This window comes from Lysobacter terrae (assembly GCF_054782215.1).
Genome location: NZ_BAAGSX010000001.1, coordinates 19,502 through 39,432, shown reverse-complemented (window position 1 = coordinate 39,432; position 19,931 = coordinate 19,502). Strand labels below are relative to the sequence as shown.

The 19,931-nt window shown below is 65.2% G+C and carries 18 protein-coding genes; 7 read left to right on the top strand and 11 right to left on the bottom strand.

Annotated elements, in window-relative coordinates; all coding sequences use genetic code 11:
• Window positions 1–120 precede the first annotated feature (120 nt).
• The gene (tdh, locus tag ACYVJ8_RS00250) at window positions 121–1,155 is read left to right on the top strand and encodes an L-threonine 3-dehydrogenase (protein WP_460708633.1); all 1,035 of its coding nucleotides are present in this window, start codon (window positions 121–123) and stop codon (window positions 1,153–1,155) included.
• A 9-nt stretch (window positions 1,156–1,164) separates the two neighbouring features.
• Entirely contained in the window at window positions 1,165–2,358 is a 1,194-nt protein-coding gene (kbl, locus tag ACYVJ8_RS00245) for a glycine C-acetyltransferase (protein ID WP_460708631.1), read from the top strand.
• Between the two features lie 90 nt (window positions 2,359–2,448).
• Here the strand turns inward: kbl and ACYVJ8_RS00240 are convergent, their stop codons facing one another.
• From ACYVJ8_RS00240 to ACYVJ8_RS00215, 6 genes are all read right to left on the bottom strand, one after another.
• Window positions 2,449–2,844: a hypothetical protein gene (locus ACYVJ8_RS00240; RefSeq protein WP_460708629.1), complete on the bottom strand. Its 396-nt coding sequence runs from the start codon at window positions 2,842–2,844 to the stop codon at window positions 2,449–2,451.
• Window positions 2,845–3,025: 181 nt separating this feature from the next.
• Complete coding sequence (locus ACYVJ8_RS00235; protein ID WP_460708627.1) at window positions 3,026–3,766, bottom strand: pseudouridine synthase; 741 nt, start codon at window positions 3,764–3,766, stop codon at window positions 3,026–3,028.
• A 15-nt stretch (window positions 3,767–3,781) separates the two neighbouring features.
• Entirely contained in the window at window positions 3,782–4,273 is a 492-nt protein-coding gene (locus ACYVJ8_RS00230) for a hypothetical protein (RefSeq protein ID WP_460708625.1), read from the bottom strand.
• Between the two features lie 178 nt (window positions 4,274–4,451).
• Window positions 4,452–5,537 carry an OmpA family protein gene (locus tag ACYVJ8_RS00225; protein WP_460708623.1) on the bottom strand — a complete coding sequence of 362 codons (1,086 nt, stop codon included), beginning with the start codon at window positions 5,535–5,537 and terminating at the stop codon, window positions 4,452–4,454.
• 274 nt (window positions 5,538–5,811) lie between these two features.
• Window positions 5,812–6,894, bottom strand: coding sequence for an OmpA family protein (locus tag ACYVJ8_RS00220; protein WP_460708621.1), 1,083 nt, complete (start codon window positions 6,892–6,894; stop codon window positions 5,812–5,814).
• A 157-nt stretch (window positions 6,895–7,051) separates the two neighbouring features.
• The gene (locus ACYVJ8_RS00215; protein WP_460708619.1) at window positions 7,052–8,512 is read right to left on the bottom strand and encodes a bifunctional 2-methylcitrate dehydratase/aconitate hydratase; all 1,461 of its coding nucleotides are present in this window, start codon (window positions 8,510–8,512) and stop codon (window positions 7,052–7,054) included.
• A 118-nt stretch (window positions 8,513–8,630) separates the two neighbouring features.
• Here ACYVJ8_RS00215 and ACYVJ8_RS00210 point away from each other — a divergent pair, with 118 nt between their 5' ends.
• The 3 genes from ACYVJ8_RS00210 to ACYVJ8_RS00200 all read left to right on the top strand — a co-directional run bounded on the left by ACYVJ8_RS00210 (window position 8,631) and on the right by ACYVJ8_RS00200 (window position 11,014).
• Window positions 8,631–9,422 carry a DODA-type extradiol aromatic ring-opening family dioxygenase gene (locus ACYVJ8_RS00210; protein ID WP_460708617.1) on the top strand — a complete coding sequence of 264 codons (792 nt, stop codon included), beginning with the start codon at window positions 8,631–8,633 and terminating at the stop codon, window positions 9,420–9,422.
• A 312-nt stretch (window positions 9,423–9,734) separates the two neighbouring features.
• The gene (locus ACYVJ8_RS00205; protein ID WP_460708615.1) at window positions 9,735–10,196 is read left to right on the top strand and encodes a cell wall hydrolase; all 462 of its coding nucleotides are present in this window, start codon (window positions 9,735–9,737) and stop codon (window positions 10,194–10,196) included.
• A gap of 206 nt (window positions 10,197–10,402) precedes the next feature.
• Complete coding sequence (locus ACYVJ8_RS00200) at window positions 10,403–11,014, top strand: glutathione S-transferase N-terminal domain-containing protein (protein WP_460708613.1); 612 nt, start codon at window positions 10,403–10,405, stop codon at window positions 11,012–11,014.
• A gap of 70 nt (window positions 11,015–11,084) precedes the next feature.
• Here ACYVJ8_RS00200 and prpC read toward each other — a convergent pair whose 3' ends face one another.
• Both prpC and prpB read right to left on the bottom strand, forming a co-directional pair.
• Window positions 11,085–12,236, bottom strand: a complete 1,152-nt coding sequence (prpC, locus tag ACYVJ8_RS00195; RefSeq protein ID WP_460708611.1) for a bifunctional 2-methylcitrate synthase/citrate synthase — start codon at window positions 12,234–12,236, stop codon at window positions 11,085–11,087.
• Between the two features lie 260 nt (window positions 12,237–12,496).
• On the bottom strand, window positions 12,497–13,381 hold the full coding sequence (prpB, locus tag ACYVJ8_RS00190) for a methylisocitrate lyase (protein WP_460708609.1): 885 nt from the start codon (window positions 13,379–13,381) through the stop codon (window positions 12,497–12,499).
• A gap of 229 nt (window positions 13,382–13,610) precedes the next feature.
• Between prpB and ACYVJ8_RS00185 the strand changes: the two genes are divergently transcribed.
• Window positions 13,611–14,930: a dicarboxylate/amino acid:cation symporter gene (locus ACYVJ8_RS00185; RefSeq protein WP_460708607.1), complete on the top strand. Its 1,320-nt coding sequence runs from the start codon at window positions 13,611–13,613 to the stop codon at window positions 14,928–14,930.
• 56 nt (window positions 14,931–14,986) lie between these two features.
• Here the strand turns inward: ACYVJ8_RS00185 and ACYVJ8_RS00180 are convergent, their stop codons facing one another.
• The 3 genes from ACYVJ8_RS00180 to ACYVJ8_RS00170 form a co-directional block, all read right to left on the bottom strand.
• A complete protein-coding gene (locus ACYVJ8_RS00180) occupies window positions 14,987–15,973 on the bottom strand; it encodes a malate dehydrogenase (protein ID WP_460708605.1) in 987 nt (328 codons plus the stop codon).
• Window positions 15,974–16,075: 102 nt separating this feature from the next.
• Window positions 16,076–17,281 carry a pyridoxal phosphate-dependent aminotransferase gene (locus ACYVJ8_RS00175; RefSeq protein WP_460708603.1) on the bottom strand — a complete coding sequence of 402 codons (1,206 nt, stop codon included), beginning with the start codon at window positions 17,279–17,281 and terminating at the stop codon, window positions 16,076–16,078.
• Window positions 17,282–17,428: 147 nt separating this feature from the next.
• Complete coding sequence (locus tag ACYVJ8_RS00170) at window positions 17,429–17,923, bottom strand: peptidylprolyl isomerase (protein WP_460708601.1); 495 nt, start codon at window positions 17,921–17,923, stop codon at window positions 17,429–17,431.
• A gap of 171 nt (window positions 17,924–18,094) precedes the next feature.
• Between ACYVJ8_RS00170 and typA the strand changes: the two genes are divergently transcribed.
• Window positions 18,095–19,924 carry a translational GTPase TypA gene (typA, locus tag ACYVJ8_RS00165; protein WP_460708599.1) on the top strand — a complete coding sequence of 610 codons (1,830 nt, stop codon included), beginning with the start codon at window positions 18,095–18,097 and terminating at the stop codon, window positions 19,922–19,924.
• Window positions 19,925–19,931: the final 7 nt, after the last annotated feature.

The window sequence follows — 19,931 nt, the reverse complement described above, 5'->3', positions numbered from 1 at the left end:
CGCGGGCCGGGCGTATAATTTCGCTCCTCTCGCGCCTTGAGCTCCAACGGCATGGCGCGGGCCGCTCCCAATCCCCGCTTGCCGGGCAATCCTACGAAGCAATCAAGCAAGGCAATCCCCATGTCGCAAACGATGAAGGCGCTGGTCAAGCGCGAAGCCGCCAAGGGCATCTGGATGGAACAGGTGCCGGTGCCGACGCCCGGCCCGAACGAAGTGCTGATCAAACTGGAGAAGACCGCGATCTGCGGCACCGACCTGCACATCTACCTGTGGGACGAGTGGAGCCAGCGCACGATCAAGCCCGGCCTGGTGATCGGCCATGAGTTCGTCGGCCGCATCGTCGACATGGGCCCGGGCGTCACCGGCTACAAGCTCAATCAGCGCGTGTCGGCCGAAGGCCACATCGTCTGCGGCCACTGCCGCAACTGCCGCGCCGGCCGCCAGCACCTGTGCCCGAACACCGTCGGCATCGGCGTGACCCGCAACGGTGCATTCGCCGAATACATCGTCATGCCGGCGTCGAACCTGTGGCCGATCCCCGACCAGATCCCGAGCGAACTGGCGGCGTTCTTCGATCCCTATGGCAACGCCGCGCACTGCGCGCTGGAGTTCGACGTCGTCGGCGAAGACGTGCTGATCACCGGTGCCGGCCCGATCGGCATCATCGCGGCCGGCATCTGCAAGCACATCGGTGCGCGTAATGTCGTGGTGACCGACGTCAACGACTATCGCCTCAAGCTCGCCGCCGACATGGGCGCGACGCGCGTGGTCAACGTCACCAACACCTCGCTCAAGGACGTGATGAAGGACCTGCACATGGAAGGCTTCGACGTGGGCCTGGAAATGAGCGGCAATCCGCGCGCCTTCAACGACATGCTCGACTGCATGTACCACGGCGGCAAGATCGCGATGCTCGGCATCATGCCCAAGGGCGCCGGCGCCGACTGGGACAAGGTCATCTTCAAGGGCCTCACCCTGCAAGGCATCTACGGCCGCCGCATGTACGAGACCTGGTACAAGATGACGCAGCTCGTGCAGGGTGGCTTCCCGCTCGGCAAGGTGCTGACGCACCAGCTGCCGATCGACGAGTTCCAGCAGGGTTTCGAACTGATGGAATCGGGCAAGGCCGGCAAGGTCGTGCTGAGCTGGAACTGAGGACACGCCATGTCGCTGACGCAACGTTACGCCGAGACCCTCGACGAAATCCGCGCTGCCGGGCTGTTCAAGTCCGAACGCATCATCACCTCGCCGCAGTCTGCCGAGATCACGCTCGAAGACGGGCGCACGGTGCTGAACTTCTGCGCCAATAACTACCTCGGCCTGGCCGATCATCCCGATGTAATCGCGGCGGCAAAGGAAGCGCTCGACACGCACGGTTTCGGGATGGCCTCGGTGCGCTTCATCTGTGGCACCCAGGACTTGCACAAGCAGTTGGAGAAGACGATCGCCGACTTCTTCGGCACCGAGGACACGATCCTCTATGCCGCCTGCTTCGACGCCAACGGCGGGCTGTTCGAGCCGCTGCTGGACGAGAAGGACGCGATCATCTCCGACGCACTCAACCACGCCTCGATCATCGACGGCGTGCGCCTGTGCAAGGCCAAGCGCTATCGCTACGCCAACAGCGACATGGCCGACCTGGAGAAGCAGCTGCAGCAGGCCAAGGCCGATGGCGCCCGCACCATCATGATCACCACCGACGGTGTGTTCTCGATGGACGGCTTCATTGCCCCGCTCGACGAGATCACCGCGCTCGCCAAGAAGTACGGCGCCCTGGTGCACATCGACGAATGCCATGCCACCGGCTTTCTCGGCAAGACCGGCCGCGGCTCCGCCGAAGTGAAGGGCGTGATGGACAAGATCGACATCTTCACCGGCACGCTGGGCAAGGCGATGGGCGGCGCGCTGGGCGGTTTCACCACCGCGAAAAAGGAAGTGATCGAACTGCTGCGCCAGCGCTCGCGCCCGTATCTGTTCTCCAACTCGCTGCCGCCGCACGTGGTCGCCGCGGGCATCAAGGCTTTCGAGATGCTCTCCGCCGCCGGCGACCTGCGCGAGCAGCTGGCCGCGAACACCGCCTACTTCCGCGAGCAGATGACCGCCGCCGGCTTCGACGTGAAGCCGGGCGTGCATCCGATCTCGCCGGTGATGCTGTACGACGCGCCGCTGGCGCAGAAGTTCGCCGCACGTCTGCTGGAGGAAGGGATCTACGCGATCGGCTTCTTCTTCCCGGTCGTCCCGCAGGGGCAGGCGCGCATCCGCACGCAGATGTCGGCGGCGCATACGCGCGAACACCTGGACCGCGCGATCGCGGCGTTCATCAAGATCGGCCGCGAGCTGGGCGTCATCAAGAGCTGATTCGCGAAGCCCGGCGCATCGCCACTTCGAACCGTGCAAAGAAAAACGCCCCGCGGCTCAGGCCGCGGGGCGTTTCGTTTTTGGCCTGGATTACTTGGAGCCCTTCTTCGGCTCTTCTTCCTTCGCCTTGGCTGGCGCACCGGTGGCGACGCGGTAGCCGTTCTTCTTCATCCACGCGTCGAAATCGTCGGCGGTCATCTTCTTGCCGTCCTGCGTCATGTTGAAGCGCTTGCTCTCCGGCGCCAGGGTGGTGCTCGGGGCCGCCGGCTTCGCGGCGGCCTTGGCCTTCTTTTTCTTGGTCGGGGCGGCTGCTTCGACCGTGCCGTCCATGCGGATGGCCGGCGCGCTCTTGGCATGGCTGCCATCGAGTGCGGTCGCCATCAGGACGCCATCGGCGCCGTGGCGCATATCGAGCATGGGGGCTTCCTTCGCGAGAAGGACGCCGCTGAAGAGCAGGCACGGCAGTGCCACCAGGATCTTGCGCATGAGGTATTCCCCTAATCCCCGTCCGTCGGGTATGGGGTGTAAGAGACCACGGCCAAGCCGTAAAAAAGGGTGCGAACAGGCACATTTTGCGAAAACGGCGTGGCGCGCTTCGCGCCCAGGCTGATGAATACGTGGCTTGGCGCACATATTCACGCCGGGATCGTTCAGGCGGCGGCCTTCGCTATCGCAGTCGCGCGATCTCGGCTTCGCTCAGTCGTCGCCATTGCCCCTTGGGCAGCTCACCCAGCACCAGATCGCCGATGGCGACGCGCACCAGCCTCAGCACACCGATGTCGAAGGCCGCCAGCAATCGGCGGATCTGCCGGTTGCGGCCTTCGTCGAGCACGACTTCGATCCATGCATTGCGTTCGCCGGCGCGCAGCAGGCGCGCCGATTTCGCGCGCAGGCGCTCGCCCTCATGATCGACGCCCCGCTCCAGTGCGGCCAGTAGCGATTCGTCCGGAAGCGTGTCGATCTGGACGTGATAGGTCTTGTCCGGACCGGTCAGCGGATCGGTGATGCGCGCCGCCCACTCCGGATCGTTGCAGAACAACAGCAGGCCTTCGCTGGCCTGATCCAGGCGCCCGACCGGAGCCAGCCACGGCAAGGCCTCGCCATCGATCTGCGCGCCTTCGAAACAACGGTAGACCGTGTCGCGCCCGCGTTCGTCGCGGGCCGTGGTGACCAGGCCGCGCGGTTTGTTGAGCATCACGTAAAAGCGCGTGGCGTCCGCCAATCCTTGGCCGTCGACGAGAATGCGCTGGCGTCCATCGGCGCTGATCGGGAATTCGGGATCGCGCACCACGCGCCCATCGACGCTCACCCGGCCGGCGGCGATCCAGCGCGCGGCTTCCGTCCGCGAACACACGCCGCGCTTCGACAGCGCGCGGGCCAGTCCATGGCGCGGCACGCTCGTCTTCATTCGCGGCTCGCCGTCTTACTTCTTCTTTTCCGGCGGCTTGGGCGGCTCGACGGGTGTCGGCGTGGTTCCCGCCCCCTTGGCCACGCGCACACCGCGCGCCTTCATCCAGGCATCGAACTCTTCGGCGGTCATGCGCTTGCCGTTCTGGCTCATGTCGAAGCGCCACGGCGTATTGTCGAACTGCGTCTTCGGCTTGTAGGCCGCCGGGTTGGACGAGGAAGGCAGCGCGGGCGATGTTGCCGAGGGCGCCTTGGCCAGGGCCAGGCAGCTCTGCAGTCGCTGGCGCAGGAGCACGTTGTCTACGCCCAACGACTCATCGAACGCTTGAGCCAGGACACCGGTCGGTGCCCCCAACTGGTGTCGGGGCGCCACCAGCTCGGGCGACAGCGGCGCGAGCATGGTCGGCTGCACCGGGAGGCCGGCTCCCACCGACGCGCACTGGCTGGACTGCGCATGCACGGCGCCTGCAAGGCCCAACAGCATCAATCCGAATGTCAGGCGCTTCATGCCGTCTCCGCAAAATCGATTCCGTCGCGAGTGTAGCGCGGATGCGCATTGCGCCACGTGCAGAGCCTCGTGCGCGCGATTGGGAGCATTCCGAAAAAACGAAGCCCGGCATTCGCCGGGATTCAAAAAACGAAGCCCGGCGAATGCCGGGCTTCGATGTACTGCTGCTGATTCCAGATTAGTTCTGGACGTTCAGCTCGGTGCGGCGGTTGCGCTCGCTCTTGCACGCCGGCGACTTCTGGCCCAGGTCTTCCAGCGGACGGCTTTCGCCGTAGCCGTTCGGACCCGTCAGACGCGAACCGTCGATGCCGTTGCTGGTCAGGTAGTCGTACACGGCGCGTGCACGACGCTCCGACAGCGCCTGGTTGTAAGCGTCGCTGCCGCACTGGTCGGTGTGACCGGCCACTTCGGCCTTCAGTTCCGGATAGCGCTTGAAGATCTCGACGGCTTCGCCAAGGATCTGCACGGCATCCGGACGCAGCGTCGACTTGTCGAAGTCGAAGTTCACGCCCTTCAGGTCGATCGACACCGGCACCGGGCAACCGTCCGGACCGATCGTCTGGCCGGCCTGCGAACCCGGGCACTTGTCGTCGCAGTTGTTCACGCCGTCGCCGTCGTCGTCCTTGTCGGCGCAGTTTTCAGCCGGCGGCGGCGTCGGAGCAACAGCGGCCGGAGCGGCAGCGGCGCCCAGCGGCACGATGATGCCGACCGAAGCCAGGAAGTCACCGAAGGAATCTTCGCCCGGAGCGTTCACGCTCTGGTCGTCGAAATCAGCGCGGTAGGCCAGCTCGGTGCGGACGCCGTAGCTGCCCATGTCGCCCTGCATACCGATACCGACCTTGGCGGCGAGGTTGCCGTCTTCGCGCTCGCCCGGCGAGTTCACGCTCGGCGACGCATCGAATTCTTCTTCCGAACGCTGGTAGCCCAGGCCCATCAGGACGTACGGGTTCCAGTTGCGGCCTTCGGCGATGAAGTGGCGACGCAGGTCGAGCGAGACGCCGTACTGGCTCCAGTTAAGGTCCTGGTTGGCGTCGTTATGCGGATTCTGATAATTCAGCTCGCCATCCAGCGACCAGTTGTCGCTGATGAACTTGCCGACACCCAGGCCCACGAACGGCGCATTGCGCGTGCCGCGATCGTTGTCCTGCATGTTGAAACCGGCGGAACCCGTGAGGTACCAGCGGTCATCGAAATCCTGCGCGTTGGCCGTCTGCGCAAACGCCAGGCCAGCGAGCAGAGCTGTGCTCAACAAGCGGATCTTCATCTTTCTGACTCCTTAGAAATGTCGGGAAATCTCACGGCACCACTGAAACTGTGACCGGGATGGTCCAGCAAGCGTGACCCCCATTCACGATCTCTGGCCGGGGGATCATACACCTTGAGCTGCGTTTGTTAACAACGCTTAACGTAGCACTCCAACTGCCTGACCTAACCCGCCATTCAGCTTTCCAGAAAAGCGAAGCCCGGCGCAAGGCCGGGCTTCGGTTCCGCCCCTGGAAGGCGCCTTCCCTGGACGTGGGTTAGCGCCGTAGCTCCCCTCAGTTCTGGACGTTCAGCTCGGTGCGGCGATTGCGCTCGCTCTTGCACGCCGGCGACTTCTGGCCCAGGTCTTCCAGCGGACGGCTTTCGCCGTAGCCGTTCGGACCGGTCAGACGCGAACCGTCGATGCCGTTGCTGGTCAGGTAGTCGTACACGGCGCGTGCACGACGCTCCGACAGCGCCTGGTTGTAAGCGTCGCTGCCGCACTGGTCGGTGTGACCGGCCACTTCGGCCTTCAGTTCGGGATAGCGCTTGAAGATCTCGACGGCCTCGCCGAGGATCTGCACGGCATCCGGACGCAGCGTCGACTTGTCGAAGTCGAAGTTCACGCCCTTCAGGTCGATCGACACCGGCACCGGGCAACCGTCCGGACCGATCGTCTGGCCGGCCTGCGAACCCGGGCACTTGTCGTCGCAGTTGTTCACGCCGTCGCCGTCGTCGTCCTTGTCGGCGCAGTTCTCGGCGGGCGGCGGGGGCGGCGGAGCGGCCGCGGCGGGCTCAGCCCCCAGCGGCACGATGATGCCGACCGACGCGAGGAAGTCGCCGAACTGGTCTTCGTCCGGGGCTGCGACGCTCTGGTCGTCGAAATCGGCGCGATAGGCCAGCTCGGCGCGGATGCCGTAGCGGCCCATATCGCCCTGCATACCGACACCGACCTTGGCCGCCAGGTTGCCGTCTTCGCGCTGGCCGGGCGAGTCCACGCTCGGGAACGCGTCGAACTCTTCTTCCGAACGCTGGTAGCCCAGGCCCATCAGGACGTACGGGTTCCAGTTGCGGCCTTCGGCGATGAAGTGGCGACGCAGGTCCACCGAGATGCCGTACTGGCTCCAAAGCAGATCCTGGTTGTCGTCGAACTTCGGGTTCTGATAGTTCAGCTCGGCATCCAGCGACCAGTTGTCGCTGATGAACTTGCCGACGCCCAGGCCGACGAACGGCGCATTGCGGGTGCCGCGATCGTTGTCCTGCATGTTGAAACCGGCGGAACCCGTCAGGTACCAGCGATCGTCGAAGTCCTGCGCCTGTGCCGCCTGCGCGAGGCTCAAGCCGCCCAACAGAGCGGCGCATAGGAGTTTCTTGTTCATCTTTTCTGCTCCTTGAAGAGAAGGAAGCCCGAGGCGGCCTGAAAACTATGACTTGCTGAACGACAGGCCGCAGGCTATGTGCGCCGCGGTGAAGACGACGTTAAAAAACAGAAAAATCCGCCAGTTTTCGCACAGGACTCAGGGGCTCGATTGCGCGTTAGCGCAATGCCGCCAGCAGCCTCATGAATTCGGTCACTGGAAGTCTGCGCAGCTCATCTTTTTGCCTGGCCAGTCGAAGCAGTGCGTCGATGCTGGCGTCGGCCAGGCGCGCCTGGATCGCGGCATCGAACTTCGCCATCAGTAGTGGAGCGCTTTCGCGACGGCGCTTGCGATGCCCGATCGGATAATCGATGGACACCTTCTGCGTGGAGGTACCGTCTGTGAAGATCACCTGCACCGAATTGCCGATGTAGCGCTTGTCCGGATCGAAGTAGTCGGCGGTGAACTGCGGGTTTTCCGCCACGACCATCTTTTCGCGCAGGGCGTCGATGCGCGGATCCGCGGCCACCGCATCTGCGTAGTCGTCCGCGGTCAACCGACCGAAGATGAGCGGTATCGCGACCATGTATTGCAGGCAGTGGTCGCGGTCGGCGTAGTTCGCGAGCGGGCCGGTCTTGTCGATGATGCGCAGGCCGGCTTCCTGCGTCTCCAGCACGACGCGTTCGACCTCGTCCAGGCGATCGCGCACATAGGGATGCAGCGCCATCGCGCACTCCACCGCGGTCTGCGCGTGGAACTCGGCGGGATAGCTGATCTTGAAGAGCACGTTCTCCATCACGTAGCTGCCGAACGGACGCTCGAACTCGAACGGCTTGCCGCCGAACGCCACGTCGTAGAACCCCCACTCCGGCGTGCTCAGCGCGCCGGGATAGGACACCACGCCCTTCATCGCATTGAGTGCGTGGATCACCGCGCGGCGGCAGGCATCGCCCGCCGCCCAGCTCTTGCGCGGGCCGGTATTGGGCGCGTGGCGATAGGTGCGCAGCGCGCCGTTGTCGATCCAGCTGTGCGAGACCGCGGTAACGACTTCGTGTTTGCCGCCGCCGAACATGCGCGTCGCCACCGCCGCCGAGGCCAGGCGCACGAGGATGACGTGATCGAGGCCGACCCGATTGAAGGCATTGCGCAGCGCGTAACAGCCCTGGATCTCGTGCGCCTTGATGGCGTAGGCCAGGACGTCGCCCATCGTCGGCACGGCTTCGCCGGCGTTTTCCGCGCGACGCCCCAGATAGTCGGCCACCGCCAGAATCGTCCCGAGATTGTCCGAAGGATGCCCCCACTCCGCCGCCAGCCACGTGTCGTTGAAGTCGAGCCAGCGGATCTGGGTACCGATGTTGTAGGCCGCCTGTGCCGGATCGAGTTCGTGCGTCGTGAACGGCACGCGCGCACCGCCGCGCAAGTCGGCGCCCGGCACCAGCGGCCCGAGATGGCGGACGCAGGCCTCGTGATCCATGGCCAACGCGGCGCAGGCCAGCGAATCGAGCAACATGTAGTGCGCGGTCTCGAAGGCCTCCGGCGAGTCGATCCGGTCGTCGACGACATAATCGGCGATGTCGACCATCGGCCGGTCGGGAGCGGGACGCGCGGCGGAGCGGACATCGACGTGATCCACGGACATGCTCCTGTTGGAAGAACGGATCGCGTCGCTCGGACTTACGGCATTGCCGCAGTCCCGGGAACACACCGACGTGCACCGCACGCTTGGAATCTACGCCCGATAGCGCCAACCTGAAGCAATGGACGCTCCCGTACGCCTGCCCACGCTGTTTCTTTCACACGGCTCGCCGATGCTGGCAGTCGAGGACTCGCCTGCGGGGCGATTTCTCGACGGGCTCGGGGCCGCCCTGCCGCGTCCGCGCGCGATCGTGGTGGCGTCGGCGCATTTCCTGACCGAGCGCCCGATGGCGGGCGGACACGACCAGCCGCATACCGTGCACGACTTCGGCGGCTTTCCCGAGCCGCTCTATCAGATCCGCTATCCGGCCCCGGGATCGCCGCCGCTGGCGGAAGCGATCGTCGCCCGCCTGGCCCAGGCGGATCTCCAGGGCAAGATTCGTCCGGGCCATGGCCTCGATCATGGCGTGTGGGTGCCCTTGCGGCGTATGTATCCGGAGGCCGACATTCCGGTGGTTCCCCTGTCGGTGAATCCGTTCGCGGACGCCGCCCGGCATCGGGCGCTGGGTCTCGCCCTGGCCGGGCTTCGCGAGGAAGGCGTGCTGGTGATCGGCTCGGGCGGCTTCGTCCACAACCTGGGCGACTTGGACTGGCAGCACCGCGACGCCCCTCTGGCGCCCTGGGCCGCCGAGTTTTCCGCTTGGATGCACGAAAGGCTGGGCGCCCACGACTGGCCCGCCCTGCTCGACTGGCAGAACCAGGCGCCCCACGCCCGGCACGCGCATCCGACGACCGAACATCTAATGCCGCTCTTCGTCGCCATCGGTGCGGCCGGCGAGGCGCCCGAAATCGAGGTCCTGCACCGCTCGCACGAGCTGGGAACCCTGGCGCTGGATGCCTTCGCGTTCCACTGATTCGCCCAGGTTATTTTCCTGAACAGGGCTGCGGCCTAGCACCGATGGCCGCCGGGCACAATCCGTGACCGGGGTCACCGATTCAGGCTTGGTTCGGAAAACCGCCGCTACCTTGCGCCAACTTTCCAGCCGCCCCCCCGGCGGCACCCTCGCAACGCCCGCGTCCATTTACGCGGTCCCGATGCCCGGGCAAAGCACGCCAGAGAGCGTGCCGCCCTCCCTAGAACGCCATACCGATTTCGCCCCAGGCGCCCGCCTCCGCAAGGAGACGATGCCGAAGTGCGGTCCGGCCAACGGAGCAAGGAGTACGTCATGAAACTCGCCTGGATCCTGTGGCTGGCCTCCGTGCTGCCGCCGCAATCCGCCGATTCGCTGTGCCTCAGCACCACCGTCTATCTGGAAGCCCGTGACCAGTCGGTCCGGGGCCAGCAGGCCGTCGCCGAGGTCGCCCTGCGCCGCCGCGACAGCGGCCTGTGGGGCAACACCGTGTGCGACGTGGTGACTGCCAACAAGCAGTTCGCCCCGACGCTGGTCTCCCCGTCCACCCGCCTGGGCAATACCGAAGCCTGGGCGCGTGCGGTCACGGTGGCGTTGGCCGCCGAGAACAACTGGGCTCTGCCCGCTGGCCAGCGCAAGGAGATCGTGCCGGGCGCCAGCCACTTCGCCGCCCTGGGCATCGCCAGCCCGTCGTGGCGCAACGCCTATCAGGTCGCGACCATCGGCGATCACACCTTCTATAAGGTGCAGTCGCTCAAGCCGCGTCGGCATTCCTGACGCTGCCTGGCGAGCCGTGTCGAGCGCCCTGCGCTCGCGCACGCAGCCCTCAACCGTTCCGCTTTAAGAGCGAAGTCCACTTCGCCGATTTTGGGATCCGCCTCGCGCGGATCTTTTTTTGTCCGCAACGCGCTGTTTCGTCATTGCGATTGAGGCGGTGGCGGCTCCGCGCGATAGTGCTCGTTGTCCTGCCTGAGGGGATTTGCATGAAGCTCTATTCTTCGCCCGGCGCCTGCTCCACCGCCGATCACATCGTACTGCAATGGACCGGCGGCGATTTCGAAGTCGAGATCGTCCCGCGCGAGAAGCGCCAGTCGCCCGAATATCTCGCCATCAATCCGGCCGGCGCCGTGCCTGCCTTGCGCGATGGCAACTACGTCCTTACCCAGAACGCCGCGATCCTCGGCTACATCGCCGACAGCTGGCCGCAGGCGAACCTCGCCGGCGACGGCAGCGCACGTCAGCGCGGCGAAGCCAATCGCTGGCTGGCCTTCGTGAATTCCGACCTGCACCCGGCCTTCAGGCCGATCTTCGGTCCCGCGCGTTACATCGCCGACGAAGCGCAGCACGACGCGGTGAAGTCGCAGGCACGGGCGAATGTGCGCGCCTTGTTCGAACGCGCGGACGCGCAACTGCAAGACCAACCGTGGCTCGCGGGCTTCCGCAGCTATGCCGATCCGTATCTCTACGTCACGCTGCGCTGGGCCGCCAACTGCGGCATCGATCTGGATGGCCTCGACAACCTTGCCGCGTTCAAGCAGCGCATGGATGCCGATCCGGGCGTGCAAGCGGCGCTGAAGGCGGAAGGGCTGAGCTAAGTCGGACTTCGCGCACGCAACAAAAAAGGCCGCGCATCGCGCGGCCTTTTTCTTTTCTTCGGATGAAGCGTCAGCGCTTCTCGATCGGAACGTACTCGCGATCTTCCGGCCCTACGTAATTCGCGCTGGGGCGGATGATCTTGCCGTCCTCGCGCTGCTCGATGACGTGCGCGCTCCAGCCGGTGGTGCGCGCGATCACGAACAGCGGCGTGAACATCGGCGTCGGGATACCCATCATGTGATAGGCGGACGCCGAGTACCAATCGAGGTTCGGGAACATCTTCTTGGTGTCCATCATCAGGTTCTCGATGCGCTCGGACACGTCGAACAGCGTCTGGTTGCCGCCGTCCTTGCACAGCTTGCGCGAGAGTTCCTTGATGATCGGATTGCGCGGATCGCCGATCGTGTACACCGGATGGCCGAAGCCGATGATGATCTCCTTACGCTCCATGCGCGCGCGGATATCGGCTTCCGCCTCGTCGGCGCTGCCGTAGCGGCTGATGATGTCCATCGCCACTTCGTTGGCGCCGCCGTGCTTGGGTCCGCGCAGCGCGCCGATCGCGCCGGTGATGCACGAATGCATGTCGGAACCGGTACCGGCGATCACGCGCGCGGCGAAGGTCGACGCGTTGAACTCATGCTCGGCGTACAGGATCAGCGACTTGTCCAGCGAGTCGGCGTGCAGTTGCGAGGGCTCCTCGCCGTGCAGCAGGTGCAGGAAGTGCGCGGCGACGGAATCGTCGTCGGTCTCCACGTCGATGCGGCGGCCGTTGCGGGTGAAGTGCCACCAGTACAACAGCATCGAACCGAAGCTGGCGATCAGCTTGTCGGCGATATCGCGCGCTTCCGAGGCAGGATGATTTTCCCGTTCCGGCAGCACGGTACCGAGCACCGAGCATCCGGTGCGCAGCACGTCCATCGGGTGCGCATTGGCCGGCACCAGCTCCAGGGCTTCCTGAACGATGACGGGCAGGCCGCGTAGGCGCTTGAGCTTGGCCTTGTAGGCCTGCAGCTGCGACACCGTCGGCAGCACGCCGTGCACCAGCAGATGCGCGACTTCCTCGAAGGTCGACTTCGTGGCGAGGTCGTGGATGTCGTAGCCGCGATAGTGCAGGTCGTTGCCGCTGCGACCGACGGTGCAAAGCGCGGTATTACCGGCGGCCGTGCCGCTCAAGGCTACGGATTTCTTGGCCTTGGGAAGGACCTGGGCGGAGTCTGTCATGGTTTTTTCTCCTGGAATTGCCGCGACCGAATCGTTCATGCGGTCGGCTGGATCTACTGTCCGGTCGTGCCGGGATGGAACGTTGTACAGAGCAAATGGGGTAAGCGCCTCAGTGCGACTGGCAAGTCGCAACGACCGTGGCGGGCCACTATCGCGCTCGCTGCGGTCGTCGGGCGGAAAGGACGCGCCGGCGGGGAAGGTTACGGGGGGCACGCACAGCGTGAACCACTTCCATGCCCCGTCGGCCGACCCGCCGCGCGTCACTTCTCGCGTGCGAACAACGCGTCGAGCTTGTCCTCGTAAGCGTGATAGCCAAGGTAGTCGTACAGCTCGGCGCGCGTCTGCAGCGTATCGATGATGCCCTTCTGCGTGCCTTCGCGGCGCACGGTTTCGTAGAAGTTGAGCGCCGCCTTGTTCATCGCGCGATACGCGCCGCAGCAGTACAGCGCAATGTCGACGTTCGCGTCGCGCAGTTCATCGGTGGTGAAGAACGGCGTGCTGCCGAACTCGGTGAGGTTGGCGAGGATCGGCACCTTCACCGCGGCCTTGAAACGGCGATAGTCGTCGAGCGTCGCCATGGCTTCGGGGAAGATCATGTCGGCACCGGCTTCGACGTAGGCGACGGCGCGTTCGATCGCCGCATCGACGCCTTCGGTCGCGGCGGCGTCGGTACGCGCCATGATCACGAAGCTCTCGTCCGTGCGCGCGTCGACGGCGGCCTTCACGCGGTCGACCATTTCCTCCTTCGGCACCACTTCCTTGCCGGGACGATGGCCGCAGCGCTTCTGACCGACCTGGTCTTCCATGTGCACGGCGGCGACGCCGACGTTGATGAAGGAGCGGATGGTGCGCCCGATGTTGAACGCGCCGCCCCAACCGGTATCGATGTCGACCAGCAACGGCATCTGCGTGGCGTCGACAATGCGGCGCGCGTCGGTGAGCACGTCTTCCATCGTGCTGATGCCCAGGTCGGGCATGCCCAGCGAGTTGGCGGCAACGCCGCCGCCGGACAGGTACAGCGCCTTGTAGCCCACGCGCTTGGCCATCAGGCCGGCGTAGGCGGTGATGGCGCCCATCACCTGCAGCGGGGCTTCTTCTTTGACGGCGGCGCGGAAGCGTGCGCCGGCGGAGGACGTCGAGGTCATGGCAACTCCTGGTGAAGCCGGTATTTTAGCCGAGCGTGCCGGGAGATCGTTCGCGGCCCATTCGCCCGCTCCGTGTGACGCCTCGGGGCGCAGGCCCAGCCCTCCCGGCCGGGCCGGGCTGGGCTGGGCTAGGCGTGTGACACACCCCGGCACAAACGCGTGTGGACGCGGTAAAAGGATGCTCGGCCCGACCCAAGATGTCCCCGCCCGCTCATATCGGAACCACGACATGAAATCCTCCGGCTCGCGTTTCTACCTGTGGGTGCTCGGCGCGATCGTGCTGGGCGGTGTCATCGGCCATTTCTTCCCCGCGACCGGCGTCGCCCTCAAGCCGTTGGGCGACGCATTCATCGGCCTGGTCAAGATGCTGATCGCGCCGATCATCTTCCTCAGCGTGGTGCTGGGCATCGCCGGCGTATCCGACGTCAAGAAGGTGGGCCGCGTCGGCGTCAAGGCGATTCTCTACTTCGAAGTCGTGTCGTCGATCGCGCTGCTGATCGGCCTGCTCGTGGTCAACACGCTCAAGCCGGGCGCCGGCTTCAACGCGGACCCGGCCACGCTGGATGCCGGCGCGGTGGCGAAGTACGCGGCGGCCGCCAAGGAACAGAGCACGGTCGAGTTCCTGCTGCACATCATTCCCAAGACCTTCACCGATGCCTTCACCGGCAATGGCGACCTACTGCAAGTGCTGCTGTTGGCCGTTCTGTTCGGCTTCGCCCTGCTGCACCTAGGCAAGCTGGGCGAACAGGTCGTCGACGTATTCGAGGCGATCGCGAAGGTGTTCTTCGGCATGATGGCGATGATCATGAAGCTCGCGCCCATCGGTGCGGGCGCAGCCATGGCCTTCACCATCGGCAGGTACGGCGTGGATGCGCTGGGACCGCTGGCGAAGCTGATGGGCAGCTTCTACCTGACCTGCGCGTTGTTCATCCTTGTCGTGCTCGGCACGATCGCGCGGTTGTGCGGCTTCAGCATCCTGCGCTTCATCCGTTACATCCGCGACGAGCTGTTGCTGGTGCTGGGAACGTCGTCGTCGGAGTCGGCGCTGGTGCCGCTGATGCGCAAGCTGGAGCGGCTGGGCTGCTCCAGGCCGGTGGTCGGACTGGTCATCCCCAGCGGCTATTCCTTCAACCTCGACGGCACCAACATCTACCTGACGATGGCCGCGATTTTCGTCGCTCAGGCCTTGAACGTGGATCTCACGCTGACGCAGGAAATCACCCTGCTCTCGGTGGCGATGCTGACCTCCAAGGGCGCGTCCGGCGTCACCGGTGCCGGCTTCATCACCTTGGCTGCGACGATGGCCGTGGTGCCCTCGGTGCCCGTGGCGGGCCTGGCGTTGATATTGGGTATCGACCGCTTCATGAGCGAAGCGCGCGCAATGACCAACCTCATCGGCAACGGCGTCGCCACGATCGTGGTGGCCCGATGGGAAAACGAACTCGATCGCGAGACGCTGCAGCGCGAGCTGCTCAATCCGCCCAGCGCCACCGACCTCGACGAGCCGCTGGTCGCGGCCGCCACTGCCGGCGGCGACATCGAAGACTGAGCCGCAAAAAGAACAGGGCGGCCAAGGCCGCCCCGTTCGTCCAATCACACTGGTGCTCAGCCCAGCAGGTGCGCGACGCCGGCGCGTTCTTCTTCGAGCTCGGCGAGGGTCTTGTCCATCGCCGCGCGGCTGAAGTCGTCGACCGGGAGACCTTCAATGCGGGTGTATTCGCCGTTCGCGCAGGTCACCGGCACGCCGTACATCACGCCTTCCGGAATGCCGTAGCTGCCGTCGGACGGCACGCCCATGGTCACCCACTCGCCGTTGGTGCCCAGCGCCCAGTCGCGCATGTGGTCGATGGCGGCGTTGGCGGCCGAAGCGGCCGAGGACAGGCCGCGCGCTTCGATGATCGCCGCACCGCGCTTGCCGACCACCGGGATGAAGGTGTTGGCGTTCCAGTCGGCGTCGTTGATCTTGTCCTTCAGCGACGCGCCGTCGACGGTGGCGAAGCGGTAGTCCGGGTACATGGTCGGGCTGTGGTTGCCCCACACGACCATCTTCTTGATGTCCTTGACCGCAACGCCGGCCTTGTTGGCCAGCTGCGACAGCGCGCGGTTGTGGTCGAGGCGCAGCATCGCGGTGAAATTCTTCGCCGGCAGCGACGGCGCCGACTTCATGGCGATGTAGGCGTTGGTATTGGCCGGGTTGCCCACGACCAGCACCTTGACGTTGCGCGAAGCGACGTCGTTCAGCGCCTTGCCCTGCACGGTGAAGATCTCGGCGTTCTTCAGCAGCAGATCCTTGCGCTCCATGCCCGGGCCGCGCGGCATCGCGCCGACCAGCAGGGCGTAGTCGGCGTCCTTGAACGCGACCTTCGGGTCATCGGTGCCGACCATGCCGGCCAGCAGCGGGAACGCGCAGTCCTCGAGCTCCATCATCACGCCCTTCAGCGCGGCCTGGGCCTTCTCCAGCGGCAGCTCCAGCATCTGCAGGATGACGGGCTGGTCCTTGCCGAGCATTTCGCCGGAAGCGATGCGGAACAGCAGGGCATAGCCGATCTGGCCGGCAGCACCGGTGACGGCAACGCGGACGGGGGTCTTCATGGGGAACTCCGTGATTCGTGGTTCGTTATGTGTGATTCGATCAAGCAGCTCGCGCCGGTGATTCGTGATCCGCCTCGCGAATCACGAATCGCCCGTCGCGGATCACTGCAGCTCGTTGAAAAACTCGGCGAAGCGCTGCAGACCCGGCGCCAGCTGCGGCGTCGGGCAGGTGTAGCTGATGCGCAGCGCGCGCGGTTCGCCGAAGGCCGAACCAGGCACGCAGGCGACGCCCTTGGCCTCGAGCAACGCATTGCAGAAGTCGACGTCGTTGTTGATCTTGATGCCGGTCGGACCATGCGTCTTGCCAAAGGCGACGCTGATGTCGGGGAACACGTAGAACGCGCCCTGCGGCCGCGGGCAGACCACACCGGCCAGCGAATTCATCACGTCCATCACCTGGTCGCGCTTGGCCTGGAACTCCGCGCACTTCTGCGCCGGCACGTCCTGCGGGCCGCACAGTGCGGCGACCGCGGCGGCGGTGACGATTTCCGGGATGTTGGTGATGTGGTTGGAGTTCATTGTCGCGATCGCCTGTGCGACCACTTCGGGACCGGCCATGAACCCCACGCGCCAGCCCGGCATGCCGTAGGTCTTGGACAGCGAGTCGATGAAGATCACGCGATCGCGCAGCTCGGGACGCGCGTGCACGAAGTTGTAGTAACCCACCCCGTCGAACACCATGCGGTTGTAGATGTCGTCGGTGATGATCCAGGTGTCCGGATACTTCGCGATGACGTCGGCGAGCGCGGTGACTTCCTCCTTCGAATAGACCATGCCGGTCGGATTCGAAGGATTGTTGAACAGGAATACCTTGGGCTTCTTCGCGAGCGCCGCCTCGAGCTGTGCCGGGGCGAGCTTGTAGTCCTGCGAGGGCGGGCACGGCAGCAGATCGATCTTCGCGTTGACGATTTCCGCGATGTCGAGATAGCTGGTCCAGTACGGCGTCGGGAACGCGATGGTGTCGCCTTCGTCGAGCAGCGCCTCGGCCAGGTTGTAGATCACGTGCTTGGCGCCGATGCCGGTGGCGACATTGACCTTGGCATAGCCATCAAGGCCGATCTTGTGGATGTGCGCCAGGAAGGCATCGAGCAGAACGTCGGCGCCGCGATTGCTGCCGTACTGGCCGCTGTCCTTGGCCAGCGCCTCGCGTGCGGCGGCATAGACGTGCTCGGCGGGAAGAAAGTTGGGGACACCGATCGAGAAACTGATGATGTCGCGACCTTCGGCCTTGAGGCGCTTGGCCTTTTCGGCCACCTGCATGATCGCGCTCGGCTTGGCGCGACCGATGCGCCGGGCAAGCTGGGGCATGGGGCGAAAACCTGTGGGAGGAAGCTACATAGTGTAGCGGTGCCGCTGTTGCATCGCAGCTCACGCAGTTTTCCAAGCCCGCAAACGCCAAGCCTGAAACAGAACGGGGGCGCTGAGCGCCCCCGTCCACTGCCGCCGTGCTGCGGATCAGGCGGCCAGGATCTTGTTCCATTCCGCCACGCGGTCGGCCTTGGCGGCCAGCACCGCCGCGGTATCGCCCTCGATCTTCAGCGACTTGATCAAGTCGCCCTGCTTGATCGAATCGACCACGTCCTGGCCTTCCAGCACCTTGCCGAAGACGGTGTGCTTGCCGTCCAGCCAGCCGCAGGGCACGTGGGTGATGAAGAACTGGCTGCCGTTGGTGTTCGGGCCGGCATTGGCCATGGACAGCACGCCGCGCTCGTGGCGCAGGCCGTTGCTGGCCTCGTCCTCGAAGCGGTAGCCCGGGCCGCCGGTGCCGGTACCCAGCGGGCAGCCGCCCTGGACCATGAAATCGTTGATGACGCGGTGGAACTTGAGGCCGTCATAGAAGCCGCGCTGGGCCAGATTGACGAAATTGGCGACGGTCAGCGGGGCCTTGTCGGCGGCCAGCTCCACGCGGATGGTGCCGCGGTCGGTGTCGAAATTGGCGATCAGGCTCATGGAACGGGCTCCTGCGAAGGTGGGATCAGGCCCCGGATATGGGGCCAATGAACGGGACCGACAAGAATACCGCAGGCGTCCAGACTGAACGGGACGCGGGTAACCCGCACAGGCTATAATTTCCGGCTTCCTTCCGCTGCCCTGGTGCCGGTCTTCGGCGCCCCTCCCCGCATGTCCATCGAACGCCTGCGCAATATCGCCATCGTCGCCCACGTCGACCATGGCAAGACCACCCTCGTCGACTGCCTGCTCAAGCAGTCGGGCACCCTGTCCGAACGCACGGTGCTGGCCGAACGCGCGATGGACAGCAATGACCAGGAAAAGGAGCGTGGCATCACGATCCTGGCCAAGAACACCGCCATCACCTGGCAGGGCAACCGCATCAACATCGTCGACACCCCAGGCCACGCCGACTTCGGCGGCGAGGTCGAGCGCGTGCTGTCGATGGTCGACTCGGTGCTGATCCTGGTCGATGCGATGGACGGCCCGATGCCGCAGACACGCTTCGTGACCCAGAAGGCGTTCGCGATGGGCTTCAAGCCGATCGTGGTCGTCAACAAGATCGACCGCCCGGGCGCGCGTCCGGATTGGGTCATCGACCAGGTGTTCGACCTGTTCGACAAGCTCGGCGCCACCAACGAGCAGCTCGACTTCCCGATCGTCTACGCCTCGGCGCTGCACGGCTACGCCAGCCTCGACGATGCCGCGCGCGACGGCGACATGACCCCGCTGTACGAAGCGATCATGAAGCACGTGCCGCCGCCGCAGGTCGACCTCGACGGCCCGTTCCAGATGCGCATCAGCCAGCTGGATTACAGCAACTTCGTCGGCCTGATCGGCATCGGCCGCATCCAGCGCGGCAAGGTCCGCCGCAACATGCCCGTCAGCGTGGTCGACCGTGAAGGCAAGAAGCGCCAGGGCAAGGTCCTGCAGGTGCTCGGCTTCATGGGCCTGGAGCGCCTGGAGACCGAAGAAGCCGAAGCCGGCGACATCGTTGCCATCTCCGGCGTCGCGGACCTCTCCATCTCCGACACCGTCTGCGCGCTGGACAACCCGGAAGCCCTGCCCGCCCTCACGGTGGACGAGCCGACCATCAGCATGACCTTCCAGGTGAACAACTCGCCGTTCGCCGGTCACAAGGAGCTCAGCGGCGGCAAGTTCCTCACCAGCCGCCAGCTGCGCGAGCGCCTGGAGCGCGAAACGCTGCACAACGTCGCACTGAAGGTCGAAGAAGGCTCCGATCCGGACAAGTTCCTGGTCTCGGGCCGCGGCGAACTGCACCTGTCGGTGCTGATCGAGAACATGCGTCGCGAAGGCTTCGAACTGGCCGTGTCGCGCCCGGAAGTCATCATCAAGGAAGTCGACGGCCAGCTGATGGAGCCGGTCGAGCAGCTGGTGGTCGACATCGAAGAGCAGCACCAGGGCGGCGTCATGGAAAAGCTCGGCACCCGCAAGGCCCAACTGAAGAACATGGAACCCGATGGCAAGGGTCGCGTGCGTCTGGATTACATGATCCCGGCGCGCGGTCTGATCGGCTTCCAGAACGAGTTCCGCACCCTCACCCAGGGTTCGGGCCTGCTGTTCCACGTGTTCGACCACTACGGCCCGAAGGAAACCGGCGCGATCGCCAAGCGCATCAACGGCGTGATGATCGCGAATGCCGCCGGCGCCACGCCCGCCTACTCGCTGGGCCCGCTGGAAGAGCGCGGCCGCCTGTTCGCGGCCGAAGGCGACAACGTGTACGAAGGTCAGCTGATCGGAATCCACTCCAAGGACAACGACCTGACCGTCAACGCCATCAAGACCAAGCCGCTCACCAACATGCGCGCTTCGGGCAAGGATGACGCGATCAAGCTGACGCCGGCGATCAAGTACTCGCTGGAGCAGGCGCTGGACTTCATCGAGGACGACGAGCTGGTCGAAGTCACCCCGAAGGAAATCCGCCTGCGCAAGAAGTTCCTCACCGAAAGCGATCGCAAGCGCGCCTCGCGCGCCGCCTGATCGCGCC